The 22440-nt window shown below is 67.2% G+C and carries 26 protein-coding genes; 13 read left to right on the forward strand and 13 right to left on the reverse strand.

Features of this window, described 5'->3' with window-relative positions; translation table 11 throughout:
• Positions 1-7 precede the first annotated feature (7 nt).
• Positions 8-772, forward strand: a complete 765-nt coding sequence (locus FMP39_RS13120; RefSeq protein ID WP_090491558.1) for a gamma-glutamyl-gamma-aminobutyrate hydrolase family protein — start codon at positions 8-10, stop codon at positions 770-772.
• The gene (locus FMP39_RS13125) at positions 769-1509 is read left to right on the forward strand and encodes a bifunctional hydroxymethylpyrimidine kinase/phosphomethylpyrimidine kinase (protein WP_141590239.1); all 741 of its coding nucleotides are present in this window, start codon (positions 769-771) and stop codon (positions 1507-1509) included. Before FMP39_RS13120 ends, FMP39_RS13125 begins: the two co-directional genes overlap by 4 nt.
• A gap of 76 nt (positions 1510-1585) precedes the next feature.
• On the opposite strand, the gene dnaB is transcribed toward FMP39_RS13125, so the two are convergent.
• From dnaB to FMP39_RS13180, 11 genes are all read right to left on the reverse strand, one after another.
• Positions 1586-2956 carry a replicative DNA helicase gene (gene dnaB, locus FMP39_RS13130; RefSeq protein WP_141590240.1) on the reverse strand — a complete coding sequence of 457 codons (1371 nt, stop codon included), beginning with the start codon at positions 2954-2956 and terminating at the stop codon, positions 1586-1588.
• A 71-nt stretch (positions 2957-3027) separates the two neighbouring features.
• Positions 3028-3729 (reverse strand): LytTR family DNA-binding domain-containing protein, encoded by a 702-nt coding sequence (locus tag FMP39_RS13135; RefSeq protein WP_228557953.1) that lies wholly within the window; start codon positions 3727-3729, stop codon positions 3028-3030.
• 46 nt (positions 3730-3775) lie between these two features.
• The gene (locus FMP39_RS13140) at positions 3776-4942 is read right to left on the reverse strand and encodes an acyltransferase (RefSeq protein WP_141590241.1); all 1167 of its coding nucleotides are present in this window, start codon (positions 4940-4942) and stop codon (positions 3776-3778) included.
• 173 nt (positions 4943-5115) lie between these two features.
• On the reverse strand, positions 5116-5559 hold the full coding sequence (rplI, locus tag FMP39_RS13145) for a 50S ribosomal protein L9 (RefSeq protein WP_141590242.1): 444 nt from the start codon (positions 5557-5559) through the stop codon (positions 5116-5118).
• A 27-nt stretch (positions 5560-5586) separates the two neighbouring features.
• A complete protein-coding gene (rpsR, locus tag FMP39_RS13150; RefSeq protein WP_141590243.1) occupies positions 5587-5973 on the reverse strand; it encodes a 30S ribosomal protein S18 in 387 nt (128 codons plus the stop codon).
• A gap of 51 nt (positions 5974-6024) precedes the next feature.
• Positions 6025-6501, reverse strand: a complete 477-nt coding sequence (gene rpsF, locus FMP39_RS13155) for a 30S ribosomal protein S6 (RefSeq protein WP_090491551.1) — start codon at positions 6499-6501, stop codon at positions 6025-6027.
• A 272-nt stretch (positions 6502-6773) separates the two neighbouring features.
• Positions 6774-7349 carry an aminoacyl-tRNA hydrolase gene (pth, locus tag FMP39_RS13160; RefSeq protein ID WP_141590244.1) on the reverse strand — a complete coding sequence of 192 codons (576 nt, stop codon included), beginning with the start codon at positions 7347-7349 and terminating at the stop codon, positions 6774-6776.
• Between the two features lie 81 nt (positions 7350-7430).
• Positions 7431-8093, reverse strand: coding sequence for a 50S ribosomal protein L25/general stress protein Ctc (locus tag FMP39_RS13165; RefSeq protein ID WP_141590245.1), 663 nt, complete (start codon positions 8091-8093; stop codon positions 7431-7433).
• 173 nt (positions 8094-8266) lie between these two features.
• Complete coding sequence (locus FMP39_RS13170) at positions 8267-9217, reverse strand: ribose-phosphate pyrophosphokinase (protein ID WP_011555049.1); 951 nt, start codon at positions 9215-9217, stop codon at positions 8267-8269.
• A 47-nt stretch (positions 9218-9264) separates the two neighbouring features.
• Positions 9265-9564, reverse strand: coding sequence for a septation regulator SpoVG (gene spoVG, locus FMP39_RS13175; protein ID WP_002634160.1), 300 nt, complete (start codon positions 9562-9564; stop codon positions 9265-9267).
• A gap of 134 nt (positions 9565-9698) precedes the next feature.
• Positions 9699-10079 carry a DUF5658 family protein gene (locus FMP39_RS13180; protein ID WP_171452260.1) on the reverse strand — a complete coding sequence of 127 codons (381 nt, stop codon included), beginning with the start codon at positions 10077-10079 and terminating at the stop codon, positions 9699-9701.
• A gap of 194 nt (positions 10080-10273) precedes the next feature.
• Here FMP39_RS13180 and FMP39_RS13185 point away from each other — a divergent pair, with 194 nt between their 5' ends.
• Genes FMP39_RS13185 through hpt form a run of 3 tightly spaced genes read left to right on the forward strand, consistent with a single transcriptional unit; the run spans position 10274 to position 12249 of the window.
• Positions 10274-10873 carry a thymidine kinase gene (locus FMP39_RS13185; protein WP_141590246.1) on the forward strand — a complete coding sequence of 200 codons (600 nt, stop codon included), beginning with the start codon at positions 10274-10276 and terminating at the stop codon, positions 10871-10873.
• Between the two features lie 15 nt (positions 10874-10888).
• The gene (locus FMP39_RS13190) at positions 10889-11704 is read left to right on the forward strand and encodes a uracil phosphoribosyltransferase (protein ID WP_011555046.1); all 816 of its coding nucleotides are present in this window, start codon (positions 10889-10891) and stop codon (positions 11702-11704) included.
• Between the two features lie 11 nt (positions 11705-11715).
• Positions 11716-12249 (forward strand): hypoxanthine phosphoribosyltransferase, encoded by a 534-nt coding sequence (hpt, locus tag FMP39_RS13195; protein WP_011555045.1) that lies wholly within the window; start codon positions 11716-11718, stop codon positions 12247-12249.
• A 61-nt stretch (positions 12250-12310) separates the two neighbouring features.
• Here hpt and FMP39_RS13200 read toward each other — a convergent pair whose 3' ends face one another.
• Positions 12311-12727, reverse strand: a complete 417-nt coding sequence (locus tag FMP39_RS13200) for a hypothetical protein (protein WP_141590247.1) — start codon at positions 12725-12727, stop codon at positions 12311-12313.
• 232 nt (positions 12728-12959) lie between these two features.
• On the opposite strand from FMP39_RS13200, the gene aqpZ reads away from it, so the two are divergent.
• Both aqpZ and FMP39_RS13210 read left to right on the forward strand, forming a co-directional pair.
• Entirely contained in the window at positions 12960-13796 is an 837-nt protein-coding gene (gene aqpZ, locus FMP39_RS13205; protein ID WP_141590248.1) for an aquaporin Z, read from the forward strand.
• A gap of 83 nt (positions 13797-13879) precedes the next feature.
• Positions 13880-14515, forward strand: a complete 636-nt coding sequence (locus FMP39_RS13210; RefSeq protein ID WP_141590249.1) for a LysE family translocator — start codon at positions 13880-13882, stop codon at positions 14513-14515.
• A 3-nt stretch (positions 14516-14518) separates the two neighbouring features.
• On the opposite strand, the gene FMP39_RS13215 is transcribed toward FMP39_RS13210, so the two are convergent.
• Entirely contained in the window at positions 14519-15166 is a 648-nt protein-coding gene (locus FMP39_RS13215) for a hypothetical protein (RefSeq protein WP_141590250.1), read from the reverse strand.
• Positions 15167-15737: 571 nt separating this feature from the next.
• Between FMP39_RS13215 and FMP39_RS13220 the strand changes: the two genes are divergently transcribed.
• From FMP39_RS13220 to FMP39_RS13245, 6 genes are all read left to right on the forward strand, one after another.
• Positions 15738-17030, forward strand: coding sequence for a TIGR02270 family protein (locus FMP39_RS13220; RefSeq protein ID WP_228557954.1), 1293 nt, complete (start codon positions 15738-15740; stop codon positions 17028-17030).
• A gap of 6 nt (positions 17031-17036) precedes the next feature.
• The gene (locus FMP39_RS13225) at positions 17037-18047 is read left to right on the forward strand and encodes a DUF2169 domain-containing protein (RefSeq protein WP_141590251.1); all 1011 of its coding nucleotides are present in this window, start codon (positions 17037-17039) and stop codon (positions 18045-18047) included.
• Positions 18044-19093: a hypothetical protein gene (locus tag FMP39_RS13230; protein ID WP_141590252.1), complete on the forward strand. Its 1050-nt coding sequence runs from the start codon at positions 18044-18046 to the stop codon at positions 19091-19093. The genes FMP39_RS13225 and FMP39_RS13230 overlap by 4 nt, the downstream gene beginning before the upstream one ends.
• An 11-nt stretch (positions 19094-19104) precedes the next feature.
• A complete protein-coding gene (locus FMP39_RS13235; RefSeq protein ID WP_141590253.1) occupies positions 19105-20265 on the forward strand; it encodes a PAAR-like domain-containing protein in 1161 nt (386 codons plus the stop codon).
• 8 nt (positions 20266-20273) lie between these two features.
• Positions 20274-20984 carry an SMI1/KNR4 family protein gene (locus tag FMP39_RS13240; RefSeq protein WP_141590254.1) on the forward strand — a complete coding sequence of 237 codons (711 nt, stop codon included), beginning with the start codon at positions 20274-20276 and terminating at the stop codon, positions 20982-20984.
• A gap of 128 nt (positions 20985-21112) precedes the next feature.
• The gene (locus tag FMP39_RS13245; protein WP_228557955.1) at positions 21113-22165 is read left to right on the forward strand and encodes a hypothetical protein; all 1053 of its coding nucleotides are present in this window, start codon (positions 21113-21115) and stop codon (positions 22163-22165) included.
• The last annotated feature ends 275 nt before the right edge of the window (positions 22166-22440 follow it).

Consider the following 22440-nt stretch of genomic DNA (forward strand, 5'->3'; position numbering starts at 1 on the left):
AGCTTCCATGAACAACCATTCGCGTCACCACGGGCCGGCGCCGCGCCGCCCCAACATCGGCATCACCCCGGACTGGAGTCCGGCGGGAGAGCAGCCCTTTGCCCGCTATGAGCTGAAGGTTCCGTACGCGGACGCCGTCCTTCGCGCGGGCGGGCTGCCCTTCGTGTTGCCGTATTCGGACGAGCCGGCCTGCGTGGAGTCCTATCTGGACCGCATCTCCGGAGTGCTCGTCACGGGCGGCGCGTTCGACATTCCTCCGTCGGCCTACGGCGAGGATGCGCGCGAGGGCTTGGGGGCGCTGAAGGAAGGGCGTACCGCTTTCGAGGCGGCGCTCATGCGCGGCGCGCTCAAGCGCAACATGCCGGTGCTGGGCATCTGTGGCGGCATGCAGCTGCTCAACGTCATCCTGGGTGGCACGCTGTACCAGGACATCGGCCGTGAGGTGGAGGGCGCTCGCGAGCACGAGCAGAAGCACGACCGCACGCACCCGCAGCACCCGGTGGACGTAAAGAGCGGCACGTTGCTGGCGGAGGCGGTGGGGTATGGCCAGTTGATGGTCAACTCCACCCATCACCAGTCGGTGCGCGGCGTGGGCAAGGACGTGACGATTACCGCGGTGGCGCCGGATGGCGTGGTGGAGGCCATCGAGTCCTCCGTGCACACCTTCGCCGTGGGCGTGCAGTGGCACCCCGAATACATGTCCACGACCATTCCGGTGCACGTAGGGCTCTACAAGGCGTTCGTGCAGAAGGCGCGCGAGCATCGCCGGTGAGTCCCCGCGTCCTCCTGCTTGCGGGGTTGGAGCCCACGGGACGGGCGGGGCTCTTGGCGGATGTCGCCGCGGTGCGCGCGCTGCGGGGCCAGCCGGTGGCGGTGCCCACGGCGCAGACGGCGCAGGGGGTCCGCACCTTCACCTGGACGGCCTCGCCGCCGCGCGTGCTGTCCGCGCAGGTGGCCGCCGCGCGCGAGCTGGGGCCGGTGCACGCGGTGAAGTGCGGCATGGTGCCCGCGCGCGCGCAGCTCCAGGCCGCGCAGCGGGCCCTGGAGGACACGGGCGCGTGGTGGGTGGTGGACCCGGTGGTGCGCACCTCCCGGGGCGAGCCGCTGACGCGCCTGTCCGCACGGGCCTACCTGTCTCTGGCCGGGCCGCGCGTGGTGCTCACGCCGAACCTGGATGAAGCAGGCTGGCTGCTGGGACGCCCCGTCGCGCGCACGGTGGACGAGGCTGTCGAGGCTGCGGAGGCACTGGCACAGCACGGCTTTGGCGCGGTGCTGGTGAAGGGCGGGCACTTGCCGGACACACAGGGGTTGGCGGACGTCCTGGCCACACCGGCCCGCGTGCGAGTGCTGGAGGGCAAGAGGCTGGCTCGCGCCCCCGGACGCCGGGGCACCGGGTGCCGGCTGGCCTCCGCGCTGGCCACGGAGCTGGGCCGGGGCCGCGCGCTGGAGACGGCGGTGCGTTCGGCCCGCACGCTGGTGGTGCGCTACCTGCGGACCGGCGTGGAGTAGGGCGGGCCCGCTGCTCCCTGCGAACCGGCAGGGGCGGGTGCGAGGTGCACCGCGCCCGCGCGAACACGGAGGGCTGCTACTCGCTCCGAGACCGGCTCTCGAAGCGGGTGTACTCGGCCAGGAACACCAGGTCGATGGAGCCGATGGGGCCGTTACGCTGCTTGGCGACGATGAGCTCCACGGGGATGACGGTGTTCGACTGCTGCGCCGGCTGCCCGTCGGGGCCCGCTTCGTCAGACGTCTCACGGTGGATGAACATCACCACGTCGGCGTCCTGCTCGATGGAGCCGGACTCACGCAGGTCTGACAGCAGGGGCTTGCCGTCCTTGCGGTCCTCCACCTTTCGGCTGAGCTGACTGAGCGCGATGATGGGCACCTCCAGCTCCTTGGCGAGCTGCTTCAGCGCGCGGGAGATTTCGGCGACCTCCAACTGGCGGCTTTCCACCTTGCCCTTCTGATGCATGAGCTGGAGGTAGTCGATGACGATGAGCGACAGGCGCGGGTCGCGCTGCTTCACGCGGCGGGCCTTGGCGCGCAGGTCGAACGGGGACAGGCCGCCTGAGTCGTCGATGTAGATGGGCGCGTTGTAGAGCGCGCCCGCCATCTCCTGGAACTTCTCCTCGTCGTGCGGCGTCAGCCGGCCGCCGCGCAGCTTCTTCATGTCCACGCGCGCGGTGGAGGCCAGCAGACGCATCAGCAACTGGTCGGCGGGCATTTCGAGGCTGAAGATGCCGACGGCCTTGTTCTCCTTCAGCGCCGCGTGCACCGCGATGTTCATCGCGAAGGACGTCTTGCCGATGCCGGGACGCGCCGCGAGGATGATGAGCTCGCCGGCGTGCAGGCCGGTGAGCTGGTTGTCCAGGTCGATGTAGCCGGTGGACAGGCCCGTGATGCCCGTGGCCGCCGCCTTCATCTTGTCGAGCAGGTCGAGCGTATGCTCCATCAGCTCGCTGACCGGGCGCAGGTCGCCCTCGCGCTTCTTCTCCGCGAGGAGGAACACCTTGCGCTCGGCCTCGTCGAGCAGCACCTCCAGCTCGCCCGTCTCCTGGCTGGCGAGGTCCTGAATCTCCCTGCCCGCCTGGGCCAGGCGGCGGCGGATGGCCTGGTCCTTGACGATCTGCGCGTACTGGACCGCGTTGGACGCGATGGGCACCACCTGGTCCAGACGCATCAGGTAGGCCGGACCGCCCACCGACACCAGGTGGCCCAACACCTTCAGCTCCTCGGCCAGCGTCAGGTGGTCCACCTGTCTCGACTGGCCGTCGAGCTTCAGCATCGCCTCGAAAATCTGGGCGTGTGCGGGGCTGGAGAAATCCTCTGGGTGGACGACCTCGCCTACCGCGGCGATGAGCGTGTTGTCCGCCAGCACGGCGCCCAGCACGGCGCGCTCCGCGGCGAGGTCCTCGTGGACCTTCCGACCCTCTCTGAACTCGTGGACGTTCTCCATGGCAGCCCGCCCACTCTACAGGCAGGGCTGACACAACCAAATTTGCTGCCACAGCCCTGTAGCAGTGCCGCTTACCCCTCCAGTCCCCACTTCTGGAGGAACGCTTCACGCCAGGTGCGGCTGAGTACGACGGAGCTCCCGTCCCTGAGGACGAGGATTCCATCCCCATGGCTCCACGGCTCCAGGCGGGCCACCGCGTCCAGATTGACGATGTCGCCCCGGCGCACCCGGACGAAGCGTGAGGGGGCCAGCCGCTCCTCCAGGGCGCGGAGCGTCTGTCGTACCAGGTGCTCACCCTGGCCCGTGTAGAGCCGCACGTACTTGTCCTCGGCTGACAGGCGCCAGACGTCCACCAGCGGCAGGGGCACCCAGGCCTCGCCCACCTTCACCACCAGCCGCTCCAGCGGGCGGCCCGCGGGGGCCCGCCCCAGCGCCGCCAGCAGGGACTGGAGCCGCGCGGTGTCCGGCATCCCGCTGCGGAGCACCGCGTGCGCCTTGTCGAGCGCCCGGCCGAAGCGCTCCGCATCGTAGGGCTTCAGCAGGTAGTCCACCGCCTGCGCTTCAAAGGCCGCCAGCGCGAAGGTGTCGTACGCGGTGGAGAAGATGACGGCCGGACAATGCTCCGCGCCCAGGGCCTCCAGCACCTCGAAGCCGGTGAGGCCCGGCATCTGCACGTCGAGCACCAGCAGGTCCGGACGCAGGGCGCCCACCTGCCGCAGCGTCTGCGGGCCGTCCGTCGCCTCGCCCGCCAGCGCGAAGCGGGCGTCCTCCACTTCCAGTCGAGGCTGGCCTGGGGCGGAGAGGGCGTCATGGGCGTCGTCAGGCAGTATGCACTGGGGCGGCGGCGTGGATGGGCGCGGCCCGTTTCGAGCGAGCCGGCATCCCGAAGCACGCTCGCAGCCAGGGCACCCGGGCCACTCCTTCACACAGTCCCCAGGTAAGACTGAACGTCAGCGTGAGTACCGCCAGGAAGAGGCCCAAGGGGCCCACGGGCCAGTCCACGACCGCGAAGCCGACGACGACGATGACCGTCTGGTGGAGGATGTAAAACGGGTAGGCCCGCTCGCGCGCGTACCGGAGCCAGGGGCGGCGGACGTGGATGCAGGCCCGCGCCCACGCCAGGGCCGTGAGGATGAAGAGCCACTGCCGCGCCGTGCGGCCCAGCGTCTCCAGTGGGAAGGCGTACTCGTTCGGCGGCACCATGACGGCGAAGAGCAGGCCGCAGGCGCCCAGCAGCGCCTTGCGCCGGGTCACCAGGTGCTCCATGACGCGAGGACACCGGCCCAGCAGGTGTCCGCCGATGAAGAAGAGGCCGAAGTGGATGAAGGCTCGCGGGTCGTCGAGCAGCGCGTGCGTCTGGGGAAAGCGGCGCAGCAACACCTCGTTGAGCGCGAGCGGCAGGAACAGCCACGCCACGTTCCAGCCCCGGCTCAGCCACGCCTCGGCGCGCTGGAGCCAGGCCTGGCCGCTCGCCGTGCGCAGCGCCGCGAAGAGGGGCAGCGCGAGCAGGCAGTAGACGAAGAGGTACGCGACGAACCACAGGTGGTGCCAGCTGAAGCTGCCGGCGGGGTAGGGCACGAAGCCGAACACGGACGGGTAGAAGTCCGCGTAGCTGCCCTGGAACGTCCCTCGCTGGAGCCGCTCCAGGTAGATTTGCGGCGGCACCACAACGAACATTCCGAAGACCAACGGGCCCAGGAGCCGCTTCGCGCGGTCCCCGGCGAAGGTGCCCAGCGAGCGCCGCCGCAGCGCGAACGCCGTGCCCAGGCCGGAGATGCACATCAGCAGCGGCATGCGGAGGTGATGCAGCACCTCCATGGGGGGCTCCAGCCACGGCAGGGCCTGGACGCTCTTCACGTGCCAGTCCCAGGTGTTGAACATCATCCCGGTGTGGAACAGGTGCAGCAGGAGGATGGCCACCACGCGGAGCCAGTCCAGGTCCGGGCGGTGCTCATCGGTGAGGTGCGGGGTGGCGGTGGTGCTCATGCGCGAGCCTCCTTCCGCTCCGGGATACGCACCGCGCCCCGAGCGCTCCACGCATCTGTCGCCAGCCGGTTTCACGGAGGTGTGAGCCGGACGGGCGGGGTGGGGCGCAAAGGAAAAGGCCGCCCGGGTTGCCCCGGACGGCCCTCTCTCACTTCAGTGAAGCCCGCGGAGGATTACTCCGGCAGGACCTCGAGCTTGATCTTCGCGATGACGTCGCGGTGCAGGCGCAGCTCCACCTCGTAGTTGCCCAGGGCCTTGATGGGCTCGGGCAGGTGGATGTGGCGGCGGTCGATGCTCTGACCCTCGGCGGCAACCGCCTCCGCGATGTCCAGCGCCGTGACGGAGCCGAACAGCTTGTCCTGATCGCCCACGCGGCGCTTGATGGCGACCTTGATGGCGCCAATCTTCTTCGCCTGCTCCTCGGCCGCGCCCTTCAGCTTGGCGTTCCGAGCGGCGATGACCGCCTTCTCGTGCTCCAACTGGCGGAGGTTCTGCTCGCTGGCCAGAACCGCCTTCTTGCGGGGCAGGAGGAAGTTGCGGCCGAAGCCGTCCTTCACGGTGACGAGTTCCCCGGACTTGCCCAGGTTCTCGATGTCCTCACGCAGAATGACCTTCATGTTCAGTCTCCTGTGCGGACCGGCGGACTAGCCGACCACCGCGTTGTAGGGGAGGAGCGCGATGCCACGGGCGCGCTTGATGGCCACCGCCACCTCGCGCTGGTGCTTGGCGCAGTTGCCGGAGATGCGGCGGGGGATGATCTTGCCGCGCTCGGTCACGAAGTACTTCAGCGTCGCCTGGTCCTTGAAGTCCACCGACGCGTTCTTCTCCGCGCAGAAGCGGCAGACCTTCTTGCGGCCGAAGCCGCGGCCACCACCGCGCTTGTCGTCGTCGCCGCCCAGCCCGCCGCCGCGGTCGCCGCGATCACCACCGCGGTCACCCCGGTCACCACCACGCGAACCACCACCGCCGAAGCCACCACCGCTGCGGGCGGGGGGGGCAGAGGCCGTCTTGCTATCCGTTCCGTTGCTCATGAGCGTTCTCGTATCCTGGAATGGTCTCTAGCGAATTGACCCAGAAGGCCCTCAGGCCTCCTCGGACGACTCCTCCTCGGAGTCGCCGCCCTGCTCCTCGGAACCCTCGGAGCGGAAGCCACCCTCGCGCTCCGCGGGAGCGCCCGGACGGGTCTCCTCCACGTCGCCGGCCAGCTTCACGTCCTCGAGCACCGGACGCGTCTCGGGGTCCACCTCGTCCGCGATCTTCACGGAGATGTAGCGGGTGACCTCGTCCAGGTTGCGGAGGTTGCGCTCGATTTCCGCCACCAGCTTCGCGCCACCCAGGAAGTGGGTGTGCACGTAGATGGCGCGGGGCTGCTTCGCCACGGGGAACAGGGTCTTCTTCTTGCCCCACACCGTGAAGCGGATGACCTTGCCACCCTCACGGGAAACGATGCCGCGGACGCGCTCCTTGAGCTTGTCCACGTTGTCGTCCGTCAGGTCCGGCTTGACCAGGAAGATGGTCTCGTACTCACGAAGCCGCGTCGCGGCCTGCGTCTCAGCCATTGTTTTCTCTCCCCTTGGGGTCGAGTGCCCTCCGGTGAATCCAGAGAGCGGGGAAACGGCCAGCGGACCTGAGAGGCCCACCGCCGGGGACGGGAAACCGCGCGCCCGTCACCCTCGCGCTACGTCCCGTGTACCAACACGGGAAGCTGGAAAAGAACATCCCACCGGGTCATCCCCGATGAGGGAAGGGGCCTTCTATGGGGGCCCCCCCGCCAAGTCAAGCGGCCGGGCGCCCCGTCCGCCAGCCCGTGGGGGGGGCCTGGGGGCCCGCCTCAGGCCTTCCGGTTGAACCGGTTCATGGCCACTGACAGCCCTTCGCGAATCCACAGCTCCGTCATGTCCATGGCCCGGTCGATGAGCGCATCCATCTCCCGGCGCTCGCCGTCGTCGAAGTTGGACAGGACGTAGCCGGACACGCGCTCGCGGGCGTTGGGGCCCTCCGGCTTGCCAATGCCGAAGCGCAGGCGGATGAAGCCCTCGTCGCCCAGGCTGGAGACGATGCTCTTGAGGCCGTTGTGGCCGCCGCTGCCGCCGCCGGCCTTGAGCTGCAGGCGGCCCAGGGGCAGGTCCAGCTCGTCATGAATGACGAGCACGTCCTCGACCGGCACCTTGAAGAAGCGCGCCGCCTCCGCGACGGAGCGGCCCGACAGGTTCATGAACGTCTGGGGCTCCACGAAGAGGACGCGCTCGCCCGCCAGGGTGCCCTGGCCGACCTTGGCCGCGAACTTCTCCTGGTTCAGCTCCGCGCGCGCCCGCGACAGCAGCGCCTCCACCACCATGAACCCGATGTTGTGCCGGTGCCGCTCGTACTCGCGCCCCGGATTGCCCAGCCCGACGATGAGCTTCATGACGTGGCTCCCGAAACGAGAAACGGGGCCAGCCCCTTGCCGGGCCGGCCCCGCTCCAGAAGGACCGCTGAAGGCGACAGACTACTTCTTCGCCGGGGCCTTCGCGTCCTTGGCGGGAGCCGCCTTCGCGTCCTTGGCCGGAGCCGCCGCGGCAGCCGCAGCGCCCGGACCCGCCTCCACAGCCTCCGGCGCGCTGATGACGGCCAGGGTGTAGTTGACGTTCGTCTTCACCGACACGCCCTCGGGCAGCTTCAGATCGTTGATGTGGAGCACCTCAGCGATCTTCATCGGCGTCACGTCCACTTCGAGCTTCTCGGGGATGGCGCCCGGAAGCGACCAGACCTCGATCTCACGGCGGGCCTGGGTCAGCAGACCGCCGTCCGCCACACCCTGCGCGCGGCCGGAGAGCACCAGCGGCACGTTGACCTTCACCTTGTCGGTGGGGCGCACGTCCAGGAAGTCGGCGTGCAGGATGGCGCGGGTGACGGGGTCCATCTGGTAGTCCTTCAGGAGCACCTGGCGGTCACCGCCCTCCACCTTGATCTGGATCAGGGTGTTGAACTTGTGCGGGGTGTTGATGGCCTGGCGGACCGCCTTGGGGTTCACGGAGATGTGCACCGGCTTCTCCAGGTGCTTTCCGTAGACGACGGCGGGAATCAGACCCTCGGCGCGCAGGCGGCGGGCAACGCCCTTGCCGGAACCCTCACGCGGCTTGGCCTCGAGGGTGCTCGTATTGACGGACATGGAATCCTCACGGATGGGACTGCGGGTGCCACCGGCGGCCCTGGCGCCCTCGGCATCCCGCCCCAGTGGCGGGCCCCGAAGACGGCGCCTGTGAAGGCCTCCGATGGAGGGTGGTGCACATGCCAGCCGGAGGGCCTGGAGTCAAGCCGCCCGGCAGGCAAGCGCGCGCCGGCTCAGACGAACAGCGAGCTGAGCGAGTCCGCGCGGTGGATACGGGCAATGGCCTCGCCGAAGAGGCGCTCGGTGGTGAGCAGGCGGATCTTCGAGCAGGCCTGCGCCGCCGGAGACAGCGGCACGGTGTCCGTGAAGACGACCTCTTCCAGCACTGAGTCCTGGATGCGCTGGATGGCCGGGCCGGAGAGGATGGGGTGGACCGCGTACGCCACCACGCGCCGTGCGCCCTTGGCCTTCAGCGCCGCGGCCGCCTGGGCGAGCGTGCCGGCGGTGTCCACCATGTCGTCCACCAGCACGGCGTCCTTGCCGCTCACGTCGCCGATGAGGTTCATCACCTCCGACGCGTTGGGGCGGGGACGGCGCTTGTCGATGATGGCCAGGCCCGTGTTCAGCCGCTTGGAGTACGCGCGGGCGCGCTCCACGCCGCCGGCGTCCGGCGAGACGATGACCAGCTCCTGCGACTCCGGGAAGCGCTTGCGCAGGTCTTCCAGGAACACCGGCGAGCCGTAGAGGTGGTCCGAGGGGATGTTGAAGAAGCCCTGGATCTGCCCCGCGTGCATGTCCATGGACACCACGCGCCCGGCGCCCGCGGACTCCAGCAGGTCCGCGATGAGCTTCGCGGTGATGGGCGTACGCGGCGCCACCTTCCGGTCCTGACGGGCGTACCCGTAGTACGGGATGACGGCGGTGATGGAGCCGGCGCTCGCTCGCTTGAGCGCGTCACACATGATGAGCAGCTCCATCAGGTGATCGTTCGCCGGCGGGCAGGTCGACTGGAGGATGAAGACGTCGTGGCCGCGGACGTTCTCGCCGATCTCGACGTGAATCTCCCCGTCCGAGAACCGACCGACCTCCGCCTTGCCTAGAGGGCGCTTGAGGTACTCGCAGATGCGATGCGCCAGGCCGGGATTCGAGTTCCCGGCGAACACCTTGAAGTCACGCGGCTGCATGGTGGGGCCGCTGACTAACCTGGACGCGGACGGAAGGAAAGAAGTCGTTAGTCGAGGTCCGCTGGTGCTGCGACGAGCATCCCGGCTTGCGCCTGATGGAGGTGTCGCTCGTACTCCATCAGGATGACGCGTTCCATTTGACTCCGCGTATCCGCGTTGAGCGGGTGGGCAATGTCCTTGTACGTCCCATCCTTCCGCTTCTTGGCTGGCATCGCGATGAAGAGCCCGGTCGAGCCGTGAATGACCTTCAAATCGCGAATGACGAAGCAGTGGTCCAAGGTGATGGTGACGTACGCCTTGAGCTTGTCCTCTTCGACCGGAAACACCCGGACGTCGGTGATGTTCATGGTCCCCCCCCGAACCCGAAAGGTCGGAGCTGAAGGGAAGCCTGGGACATACCGGGTGCCAAATGCAAGCGCGGGCGCGAGAGAGATTTGCGCCACTGTTCAATGCACCCACAGTCGGCCGCTGCGAGTGGAGGCTAGGTCAGCATTTGCGGCCAGTGCATGACCAGGTGGGTCAGGAACGCGAGGTGGTAGACCACGATGACGGCATACACGGCGGCGCCCAGCCGGATGGCGATGCGGCTGGCCTTGAGGTGCCGGTGGATGCACAGCAGCCACAGGCCCGCGTTCACGATGACCAGCTTGGAGAACATGAAGAAGAGCGGGGACTGCTCATAGGCCTCCCGCATGATGGGGTTGAGCTCTTCGGCCACGCCCAGTTGGAGGAAGAAGAGGGTGAACAGCCCGTCCAGCAGGTTCAGCATCAACAACGCGACGGACGCCGGTGACAGGTAGAAAGAAGCCCTGTTGCCCCACGCCCCACCCCGCATCTGTCCGATCGTCGCCGCCACGCCCATCCCCCTTCGCCAGTCCGTAGCCAATGCTCTTCAAGAGCCTTGCCAACGCCCGCGGGGCCCGGTGACGAGCAGGCGAGGAAGCGGGCGACATCCGGGGACGATTCGGCTATGGGACGGGCGTGGCGGGAAGTTGACTCCCCTGGGGTCGTGGCAGACTATCCGCGCCCTTTCCGCCCCCGGCCCGTGAGCGTTCCTTGCACCAATTCCCCAAAGATATCGGGTGGATAGAGGTCATCTGCGGTTCGATGTTCTCCGGCAAGACGGAGGAGCTGATCCGCCGCGTCCAGCGCGCCGTCTACGGCAAGCAGAAGGTGCAGGTCTTCAAGCCGCGCATCGACAACCGCTACGACGAATCCGCGGTGGTGAGCCACTCGCAGCACAAGGTGATGTCCACCGCCATCGAGCGGGCTGAAGAGATTTTTTACAGGCTCGCGCCCGACACCCAGGTGGTGGGCATCGACGAGGTGCAGTTCTTCGGTTCAGAAGTCGTCGCCGTGGTGGAGGCGCTGGCCAACAAGGGCCTGCGCGTCATCTGCGCGGGCCTGGACCAGGACTACCAGGGGCGCCCCTTCGAACCGATGCCCCAGTTGATGGCGGTGTCGGAGTACGTGACGAAGGAGCTGGCCATCTGCGTGGTGTGTGGGAATCCGGCCAACCGCTCCCAGCGCATCGTGTCCAGTGGTGAGCGGGTGGTGGTGGGCGCGGCGGGCGCGTACGAGCCGCGCTGCCGCAAGTGTCACGTGGCGGAACCGGCGGAGGGCACGCCGCCGCAGACGTTGGAACTGTTCGACTGAGCGGGAGCTGAACGGATGCGCGACACCCTGTACTCCAACGTTCCCTTCAAGCTGAACGAGATGCCCCACCACTATGGGCCTCACGTCCACCTGGTGGGAAATCCCTTTCTCCTGACCCAGCTGGCCACGCTGTGTTCGAAGGGCGTCATCCAGCCGCAGATCAACCGCCTGGTGGAGACGCTGTACGTCGACCTGGTGAAGACGGTGCTCAACGCGGAGTTCCCGCGGAAGAACGTCAGCCTGCCCACGCGGATGATCGACTCCACCCCGCAGGGGCTCTACCAGGGCGAGGTCATCGACCCGCAGGTGCGGGTGGTGACGGTGAACATCGCCCGGGCGGGCACGTTGCCGTCGCAGGTGACGTACGACCTGATGAACGCCACGCTGGACCCGACGGTGGTGCGCCAGGACCACATCATCATGAGCCGCATGATTGACGCCGCGGAGGCGGTGGTGGGCTCGGAGATTGGCGGCGCGAAGATTGGCGGCGACGTGGACGACGCCTTCGTCCTGTTCCCCGACCCCATGGGGGCCACGGGGGGCAGCCTGTCCACGGCGATTTCGCTCTACAAGAACAAGGTGCCCGGGACGCCCCGGCGCATCATCACCCTGAACCTCATCGTCACGCCGGAGTACCTGCGGAAGATGACCACGGACCATCCGGACGTCATCATCTACGCGCTCCGGTTGGACCGGGGCCTGTCCCCGCCGGAGGTGTTCGGCACCGAGCCGGGCGCGCTCTGGGAGAAGGAGCGGGGCCTGGATGACCGGCAGTACATCGTCCCCGGAGGCGGCGGCTTCGGGGAGATCATGAACAACGCGTACGTGTAGCGGAGGAATCCTTGGCGTTCTACGAGCAGGAAGTCGGTGTCCTGATTTCCGAGGACAAGTTGCAGGCGCGCGTGCGCGAGCTCGCGGCGGAGATTACGCGCGACTACGCGGGCAAGGACCTGACGCTCATCTGCGTGTTGAAGGGCTCGGCGTTCTTCGCCATCGACCTGGCGAAGTACATCGACCTGCCGGTGAAGTTGGAGTTCCTGGGCGTGTCCAGCTACCAGGGCGGCACGGAGTCCACGGGCGAGGTGCGCATCACCACCGACGTCAGCAAGCCGATGGCTGGCAAGCACCTGCTCATCATCGAGGACATCATCGACACCGGGCTCACCATGCAGTTCCTGCTGGAGAACCTGCGCGCTCGGCACCCCGCGTCGCTGAAGGTGTGCACGCTGCTGGAGAAGCCCTCTCGCGCCCGGACGAAGGTGGACATCGACTACAAGGGCTTCGTCATCGATGACCTCTTCGTCGTGGGCTACGGGCTCGACTTCGGCGAGGTGTACCGGAACATCCCCTTCATCGGGGTGATGAAGAACAAGTAGTTCCGGCCGGGTGCTGGCGCCGCCCTCGTGTGCGGCGCCGCACCCAGGTCACGACGTCTGGCTAGAGCGGGCAGACCGTTCCGCTGGGCGTCGGGCAGCGGCGCTCCACGCCGTCGCACCGGATGGAGCAGCTCGTCCACTCCATGCAGACCTGCGTCTGCGTCGGGCACCGGAGGATGGTGCTGCTTCCCGGGCAGTGGAGCGTGAAGTCGGCGCACGGACCGGGCGGCGGAGGCTGCTGGCAGTAGGTGTACTCGCCATCACAGACGACGTAGTTGCTCGCGGACGAGCAGGAGTTGCCCGTACAGCTGATGGACGGGCCTCCCGTGGCTGAACAGCTGTTGGTGCAGGTGTGGAGCTCCGCGGTGCTCTGGCCCAGCTCCTCGGCGGCCTCGCCGGGCGCCGGCGCGTCCACGGGGCCACACGCGGCCATCAGCAGCATCGTCGTCACGGCGAACAGCAGCGTTGCAGCCTTCATGACAAGTCCTTTCCAGGTGGGGACGGCCTATCCAGGCTGTCTGCCCTAAACCTGAAAGTCAAAGAGGGTCTGGCTTTGCGCATCAAGGGAGGCGGAGGGCCTTGGGCCGCGCACAGGGGCCGCTCAGCGGCCATGACGCGGTGCTTCGCGTTGTCGTCTCCCGGTCCATGCACAGCGTGCCTGGAAGAATTCGCTGAAGCGCGGCGTCTGGCCGCGCGAATCGAGGCTGACCATGGATGCATCCAGGGACAGGGCCGCGCTGGCTCGGGCGGGCAACCCCCGCAACAACGACGCCGTCCGGAAGTACGTTGCGGAGTTCATCGGGACGTTCGTCCTGGTGTTGGGCGGCGTCGGGGCGGCCGTGCTGGCGGGCGACCACATCGGCTTCCAAGGTGTCGCGCTCGCCTTTGGCCTGTCGCTGCTGGCCATGGTGTACGTGATTGGCCCCATCTCGGGTTGCCATGTGAATCCGGCGGTGACGCTGGGCCTGCTGCTGTCGGGGAAGATGGAGGGCAAGGACGCGGTCGGCTACGTGGTGGCGCAGTGCGTGGGGGCCATCCTCGGCGCGGGCGTGGTGCTGCTGATTGCCAAGGGCATGCCCGGAGGGTACTCGGCGGTGACCGAGGGACTCGCGACCAACGGGTACGGCGCCGCTTCACCTGACGGCTTCAACATGGGAGCGGCCTTCCTCACGGAGGTGGCGCTCACCTTCCTGCTCGTGCTCACGGTGCTGGGCGCGACGGATGCGCGCGCCCCGGTGGGCTTCGCGGGGCTGGCCATTGGCCTGGTGCTGACGCTCATCCACCTGGTGGGGATTCCGGTGACGAACACGTCGGTGAATCCGGCGCGCAGCCTGGGGCCGGCGGTGTTCGCGGGGAGCGTGCCCATGGGGCAGCTGTGGCTGTTCATCGTGGCGCCGCTCCTGGGAGGCGCCACCGCGGCGGCGGTGTATCGCACGGTGTTCCGTCCTGCCGTGCCAATCAGCGCGGAGGAGGCCGAGCGGGCTCTGCGGCGCGAGCGTGAGGCGCGAATCGCGGACGAGCGGGCCGGCACGCGCGCGCCTGTCTGATGCTGCGGGTCGCTTTGCTCGGCGGGCTCCGGCGGGTACGGTGACCGGCAATCGGGGCCAGTCGTGCCCCCACTGGAGCCGCCATGTTCTTCGACCCGACGCGCCTCACGGCCTACTTCCTGGCGGTGCTCGCGCTCATCCTGACGCCCGGGCCGGACACGATGTTCGTGCTGGCCCGGAGCATGGGGCAGGGGCGCAAGGCGGGCATCGTCTCCGCGCTGGGCATCTTCGTCGGATGCCTGTTCCACATCGCCGCGGCGGCGTTCGGGCTGTCGACGTTGCTGGCGACATCGGCGCTGGCCTTCTCCGTGGTGAAGTGGGGTGGGGCGGCCTACCTCGTGTGGATGGGCGTGCAGATGCTGCGCACCAAGGACGCCGCGGCCGAGGCGGTGCAGGCGCTGCCACCCGCTGGCCTGTGGCGCATCTTTCGCGACGGCGTCGTCACCAACGTGCTGAACCCGAAGGTGGCCGTGTTCTTCCTGGCCTTCCTTCCGCAGTTCGTGGACGCGTCCGCGGGCTCGACGGGGCTCCAGTTCCTGGGGCTCGGGTTGATGTTCTCCGTCACGGGGACGTCGTGGCTGGTGCTGCTGGCTGCGTTCGCGGGTGCCTTTGGGGGCTGGATGCGGCGCAATCCGCGCGTGGCCGCGTGGCAGAAGCGCGTCACCGGTGGCGTGTTCGTCGCGCTGGGGGCCCGGTTGGCGTTGCAGCGCCAGGAGTAGGCGTCAGACGAGCGCCTTGATGACCACGTAGAGCACGTAGAGGACCCACGGCACGGCGGCCAGGAGTCCGAGGATTCCGAGCAGGCCGGCCCAGACGGGGTAGCCCTTTCGCCACGGCAGGAGCAGGAAGGTGCCTCCGGCGAGCGCGGGAAGGGGCAGGAGGTTGAGGGCGGCCAGCTTCGCGCTCATCAGGCCCCAGGCGCGCAGCAGGTCGCCGTCCCGGAGGATCGCGAGGAATCGCTCCACGCGGCCGGGGAGCAGGGAGGGCTCGAAAGGGACGGCGAAGCCGCTCACGAACTGGCGCAGGGCCTCCGTGGGCCCCAGGCAGGCCATGGCGATGGCGACCTGCACGGCCCAGGGCAGGAGGATGACGGCGGCGTGGAGGGACGGGGAAAGCTGGAGCAGGCGGCTCTTGGCGGGGGCGCCCTCGATGGGCTCGTCGAAGCTCACCGCGCTGCCGAGCGCCAGGGGGCGGAAGGCCCATAGGATGCTCCCCAGGCGGGCGGAGAGCAGGGTGGGGCCGTAGCCGAGGACGACGGATACCGGCCGTGCCCCCAGGGTGCTGGCCACGGCGGCCTGCGCCAGCGCCCAGAGGGCATTGACGGCGAAGAAGAGCATCCAGAGCCAGAGGAGTTGGGACAGGCGGTCCATGCGGTGCGTCCCTGTCTACCATGACCCGGGGTGGTATCCGTGATCGGGCGGGGCACCAATCACCCTGGAGCGTGGCGCCGCGTCTCAGGTAGGCATCCTCGCGCTGCCGAACTCACCCTCTTTGAGGTACTGCCTGAACTCGATGTCGCCTATCGAAGGACAACACGGATGTCGTCAGGCGCTGCGTAGGGAAGTGGTGAGGCGTCCACACAGTGTATGAGTCCTTCCCGGCATCAGGTTGCTGCCGCCAACGCCTGAGGTACTCGACTGCTTTAGCAGGGGATGCTGAAATGCAATGATGGGACGGCTGCACGGGGCATAGGCAACCCTAAACGCATCGCCGGCGCTGACAGGGGGGGAGTCAAGGGTGCTTGGGTGCGCCGACATTGGTTGGTTTCAACAAGAGCACACGGTCGGGCTGATATCTCGACACTGATGCGGCGGGGCGCGTGTTGGTCGCGCGCGAGGGCAATCGCGCGACTCCGTGCATGCAAGGTAAAGTGCGGCATTTCACCCATTGGCTCCAGGGCAGCTCGGCGAGGGGGGAATTGAAGTGATGCCCATGATGAGGATGGATGTCTTCGAAGAGCACTTTTCCGAGGCGGCCTTTCTATATTTTCAGTGGGAGCGGGCGCTGCGGGGGCTGCACTACAACCTGGAAGAGACAGCGCAGTTAGAGGAGCGACTGCTGGCACACCTGGATGGACTGGTGCTTGGTGGCGAGTCCGTCGCCGAGGCGTTGCTGCGACCTGCGCTGGAGGGCGAAGAGCCTGGAGAGGTGTTCTGCTCCGTGTTCGCCTCCATCGCCGAATCTCCATCTTCCACCTTGGAAGCAGTCCTCGCGCTGGCGCCGGTCGCGTCTCCTGTTGTGCAGGCTTCGTTGCGGCGTGCGCTGGAGGTCAGCAGGCGCCTTGGGTTGGAGGCCGCACTGGTTCCGTTGCTGAATTCATCCGAGGCATCCATGCAGGCATTGGTATTAGAAGTGCTTGCCTTCCGCGGAGCCGTGCCTCGGGACGCGGCGCTGGAGTTGCTAGGTCATGAGGATGGTCGGGTGGTGGTGGCGGCACTGAAAGGTCTTGGCGTGTTGGGAAAGGCTCTCGGTCTTCGGGAGCTGACTCGACTGCTGAACGACAAGCGCCCGAATGTGAGGCTGGCAGCCATCGAGTACGGCCTCATGGCGGGTGTGCGCGCGGCATGGGACGCGTGCCGCCAGGAGGCGCGCGGCCGCGGAGATGGCGCATCGGCGGCCCGGGTTCTTCAGGCGATATGTGGTGATGACAACGACGTTGAGCATCTGGTGAAACTCACGGCTGACGGTGTCATTCGCACGGACGTACTGTGGGCGCTGGGGTTTACAGGGCGGGTTGCCGCGGCGGAAGCGTGCCTGGAATTGATGGGGCAGGTGCCGTCGGTGGCACGGCTCGCTGGCGAGGCTTTTAGCGCGATCACCGGACTGAGGCTGAGCGACACCTATTCCGTGGAGGTGGAGGAAGAGGAGTCGCTCCCACCATTGGAGGAAGATGACCTCGACGCCGACCTGACCCCAAGACATGAGGACGAACTGCCGGTGCCGGCGCGCGCATCAGTCGCTGATTGGTGGCTGCGAACTCGCCAGGATTACTTGTCGAGTGCGCGCTATCTGGGCGGTAAGCCGTTCAGCGGCACGGCACTCTTGGCTGCGCTGGCGAACGGGTCCATGCGTCGGCGGCACGTCCTCGCACAGGAATTAGCGTTGAGGACTCAGGGAGCGCACTGCGTTCAGACGCTGGCGCTCACAGCTCGGCAGGTTGTGGAACTAGCCGGAGCAGCGCGTGTAGCCGCGACTGTGCCGACACGTCCACTGGCGCGCACCTTTGGGGAGTGACGTCCCATGTGGGCACTGCAGAATCGTACAGCATACGCCGCAGAACGAAACTGGACGCGCGACAAGGACGGAGTCCACTGGTGGCTTGTCGCGGTCAAGGCGACCTTTGACATCATACCTGGGGGGCGGCTCCGATTGGCGGATGAGCAGCCGCCTCCCGTGCTGATGCCTGAGTACTTCGGAAAGCCTGGCCAGTCGAGCTTGCGCTATGACTCGGACCTGCTTGCGGTAAAGCCGGGCACGGAGGTGCTGCTCGACGCTTGCGCGCATGCTCCTCGCGGCAAGCCTGCGGAGACGGTACCGGTTTCGCTGAGGCTCGGGCAGATTCACAAGGTACTGCTCGTTCACGGGCAGCGCACCTACGCTCGGGGGATGTTCGGGATGACGACGAGCAGGCCCCAGCCCTTCACCACGAGCCCCATTCGTTATGAAGCCGCGTTCGGAGGCTACGACCAGGCGGGCTCCGACCCCGGGAAGCATCGGCTCGACGAACGGAATCCCATTGGGCGCGGTTTCTCGACACGTGATGGGCACCTGACGGGCAAGCCCGCCCACACCATCGAGTATCCCAGCGGGGACCCGGCTGCCCGCGGCCCCGCTGGGTTCGGCCCCATCGACGCGGCCTGGATGCCTCGGCGCAAGTTCGCGGGGACGTATGACGCCCGGTGGGCGCGCACGAAGAAGCCCCTGCTCCCCGATGACTACGATCCCGTCTTCGCCCTGAGCGCCCCCGAGGACCAGCGGCTCGACAGCCAACTCAACGGCGGCGAACGGGTCGAGTTGGTGAACCTGACACCCGAAGGGGTCCTTCGCTTCGAGTTGCCTCGCATCCTGCTCGGCGTCACCACGCATGTGGGACGGCGGAGCGAGGAGCATGGAGCACGCCTGACTACCGTCCTCCTGGAACCTGACGCCATGCGACTCTCGTTGGTATGGCAGGGCACGCTGTGCGTGCCTGCTCCGGATGCGGACTACCTCGACGAGACGGAGATCGTCGAGTTGAAGGAGGGGGAATGAGCGCCTCGCTCTCAGTCGTTGCGGTCGGCGCTCGGACCCCCGTTGGGTACACAGCGGAGAGCAGTGCGGCTGCTATTCGTGCCGGCATCTCTCGCTACGCCGAGTACCCCTTCGCCGATGCCCAAGGCGAGCCTGTGGTGATTGCTTCGGACGGGCTGCTTGATCCGAAGCAGGAGGGACGGGAGCGGGTCCTTCAGCTGCTGGAGAGTGCATTGGGTGAGGTCGAGGCCAAGCTGGGCGCTGAAGTGCTCTCGCTGTGCCAGCTCAGCTTGTTGCTAGCGTGTCCGGAGTTCCGCCCCGGATTCTCCGAGGACGACGAGGGGTGGCTGCTCAACGCCGTGGACGCGCGCTATCGTGCAAGACGATCCGGCGCGCGCGTCGTGCTTGCTGGGAGAGGCCACGCAGGAGCGCTCCGGGCGGTGGAGCAGGCCCAGCGGGAGTGTGCGGAGGGCAAGGACCACCTGTTCCTGGTGGCAGGCGCCGACAGCTATCACCACACGGAGACTTTCCTATGGCTGGAGCGGGCTCGTCGGTTTGCGCAGCCAGGGATTCGCAGCGGCTTTACGCCCGGCGAGGGCGCTGCTTGTCTCGCGCTGATGAGCGCCGGCCTGCGGCGCCGCCTGAGGCTGCCAGGGCTGGCTGTCGTGCGGGGAGCACGCACCGCTCAGGAGCGCCAGCTTCGCGACAGCAACACGGGTTCGCTCGGTGTTGGGATGACCGAGGCTGTCGAGGGCGCCGTGATGGGGCTCAAGTTACCCCAGGAAGGGGTTGACGACCTGTACACGGACATCAATGGCGAGCGCTATCGAAGCGAGGAGTGGGGCTTCGTCGTGCTGCGAACACCTTCCGTCTGGAAATCCACTGGCTACAGTGCCCCATGCAGTTGCTGGGGCGATGTCGGTGCCGCCTCTGGCGCGCTAGGGTGCATCCTGGCGGTCCGGGCATTCGCACGGGGGTATGCGCGAGGCCCACGGGCTCTGGTGGTCGCGGGCTCCGATGGCGGCCTGCGTGGAGCGATGTTGCTGCAGGAACCTCGGGAGTCCTAGGAGACAACTTCATGCCGAAGGTCTCAATCAACGCACCCAAGACGCCCGTGACCGAAGGGAGCAGTGGCATCGCTGCGGCGACGCTCCCCAACGTATGCAAGATGCCGGGACCTCCGGCGCCGTTCGTTCCGACGCCGTTGCCCAACATCGGTAAGAGCGGGCAGGACCCACGAAAGTACACCAAGTCGGTGACCATCGCAGGGAAGAGGGTCGCAATTCAGGGCGCCACCTTCGGCTCCATGGGGGACATCGCCAGCAAGGGCACCGGCGGTGGGATTATCTCCGCCAACGTGGAGGGGCCTACCAGTTTCGTGGGACCTGGGGCCATGGATGTGAAGTTCGACGGAAAGAACGTCCAGTTGCTCGGTGACCCCATGCTCAACAACTGCGGACCAAGCGGGAGCCCTGCCAACGCGGCGACGATGTTGGGGGTGGTCCAGGCCGCCGGGGCCGTTGTCTTCGTCACCGGAGATGACAAGTGCCCGCTGTGCAAGAAGTCGCATGGCAGGCAGGGCTCCATCAAAGAGACGAAGGCGACCAAGGTCAACGCTGAACGGCTGGCCAAGAAACTCGCCAAGAAGGAGTACCCGAACGCTACGATGATCGGGGTCGTCCAGTGCAGGTGCAAGGCGAAGCACTATGCCGAGCGCTCTGGTGAGACCGACAATGACTTCTGTGCCAGCGCGGAAGCGCTCGGATGGCACCACGCCCAGGTCCCAAAGGGCGAAGATCAGGAAGAGAACGAGGGGAGCGATGCTGACGGCTTCTCCAATCGCAACGGGGTCCTTGCGTTCCTCAAGAGCCGGTTCAAGGAGCGAACGGATGCCGTTGAGGACATTTGGGTGGATGCCGATAATGAGTTTCAGAAATTTCGTCGCAATCAGCAACTCCCCGCAGCCTATCCGCCGGGACGCTGTGCTGCGCCGAAAGCGCTTGTGCTCGTAATGCAGGACAAGGCCTTCCCTGGCGGCATCACCGAGCAATGGTTCCATCCGGAGGGCAAGCCGACCCGCGGGCAGATCAAGTTCCGGGACAGGGTGAGCGGTACAGTGGTCGCCGGGCCATTCGAGCATGGGACGACGGTCCCGCCGTGCGGCACTTGTTGTGTCCTCCTCCCGATGATGATCTGCCCGGAAGTACAGGAGCCGCGATGCCACCACACGAAGAAATAGAGCCCCAGATGGAGCGGCTGCTGCTGCGGACCGTTCCTCGGCTCAAGGAGCAGTGGCGGGGCGCAGAACCTTCCACGGTCGAAAAAATCGAGCGGATTGCCGGCCGCCCGCTTCCGTCGTTCTATCGCTGGTTCCTGCGCCGCATGGGCAACAGCATGGGGCCCCTGGCATACCCCACGCTGGACTTCTCCGCTGCGCGCGTACTGTCATGCTACGGCAATAAGCTCGTCCAGCCCGATCCTCGCTTTCTGCTCATCGCCTATGAGTCCGACGAGATGATGCCGCTCCATCTCTTCTACGACTTCAATGCGCCCGCGAGAGATGATGCCATGGTCACCTCGCGTGAAGCCCGAGGCAAGGAGCTGACCGATTCTTTCGAGACGCTTCGGGAGATGCTGGCTTGGGGCGCACTCTCCCTTTTCCGGGTCGACACGGCGGCGCACACCAGCAGTGGCAGTCTGAGGGGCAACACCCCTGATTTTCTGACGAACCTCGATCCTGTGATGAGCAGCCTTGGCTTTGAGCAGCCGATTTCCACGGGCCGGTTCTGCAGGCTGTATGAGCGGCCCGATGCGGTCATGGTGTGCAGGGGGACGCCAAGATCGGGAACTGGGAACAGGAGGGCATTTGACCTCGGGGGAGCCAGTCTCGGAAGCCTGCGGAGGATCCTGGGGGAGATTGCTTCCGCGCGCGTCGTGGAACTGCAGGTGAAGAAGTAGGCCTCGTGCCCGGCTCGTTCACCATTCCCACCACGTGGGCTCCAGGCGAAGCGGATGACGGCGGCGCAGGGCATCCTGAACCAGAAGGGTTGGGCCGGTCCGGTTCATGCGGTGCGTCCCTGTCGACCATGACCCGGGGTGGCTCCATGGAGGAAGAGGGCTCCAACGGCCTGGAGCAGGGCGGTGCGTCTCTGGTAGGCATCCGGGCCGAGGAACTCATGGCCTACGGCATCGCAAATCACCTCTGGGTTCACGGGAGCCCGGATCGGTCCAGGGTCCGTCAGTGGATGGACGCCGCACTGGGGACGTCGTTCGGGGAGCAGCCTCGGAGCGACATCGTCGTCGCGGACGTCTTCCAGTTCGGGCCGTCGCTGACGCTCATCGACGTGCAGGTGCTCGGTGCGCCGCGCGTCGTCGAAGGCGAGGTGGAGGCGGCGGAGCAGGATGGGTTCCTGACGCGCGTGGCCAGCCTGGCGAAGGAAGCGGGCTTCAAGAGCACGCGGGTGTGGATGGGCGACGTGGGCACCATGGCGTGGGAGCTGGAGTCCCAGGGCGAGGAGGGCGTGCCCACTGGAGCGAAGCGGGAGGACGAGGCGCTGAGCACGCTGGGGCCGGATGGGTGGACCGTGGACCCGCTGGCGCCCGTGGTGGCGCGCGAGGTCATCCGGAGCATCGTCAAGCTGCCGCTGGAGGAGGTCCACCACTACATCGACTGGGCGGTGAGTTGCCGCAGCGCGATGGCGGCGGGGACCCCGGTGGAGGGCTTCAACCTGACGCGAGCGTCGAGGCTGATGGCCACCCACTACCTGGTGTGGAAGGGGAAGGTGCTGCCCAAGCCGACGCCGGTGAGCGAGATGGCGCCGAAGCTGGGACGGGCGCGGAGGATGCGCAGGGCGGCGACGTTGGTGCCTGCGGTGCGCGTCTGGGGGCTGGTGCTGCTGGTGGCCTTGGTTGTGCCCGCGGTGCTGTACCACTTCATCTTCGCCCCGCCGGTGGAGAGCCCGGTGAAGGGCTTCGTGCTCAGCGGCGTGATGACGCTGGTTTGGGCCCTGTTCGCCCTGGTGCGGTTTGATGATTTCCAGGGGCGGCCGGTGCGTCTACCGTGGCGATTGGCGCTGTTCGTCGGTGGCCAGCTCGCGGCGGGGGCGTTGATGTGGTGGATTCATCAACTGTCGTACTGAGTGGTTGGCATTTATTGGTGTCTTGAGAACACCCAAGCGCTCAGGGCGTGAGCAGTAGAACTTGAAGTTTGGATTGTGCTTGCTGTCGCTTTCCCAAATGCTGCGCCTGAGATTGGTGCTGCGTAGGGTCGGCCGTTGCTTTGGATTCAGGCGGACTCGAAGAGGGGCGCCAAGCATGTGGAAACGGTGCCGCTTCGCCGGTCCGCCCGATTCGCTCCTCCAGACCAGTCTCTGAGTAGCTCGCTCGCCGCGGCGCTCGCGGACCACGCGACTCG

It is taken from the genome of Myxococcus sp. AB056 (genome assembly GCF_006547365.1).
GTDB lineage: Bacteria > Myxococcota > Myxococcia > Myxococcales > Myxococcaceae > Myxococcus > Myxococcus virescens.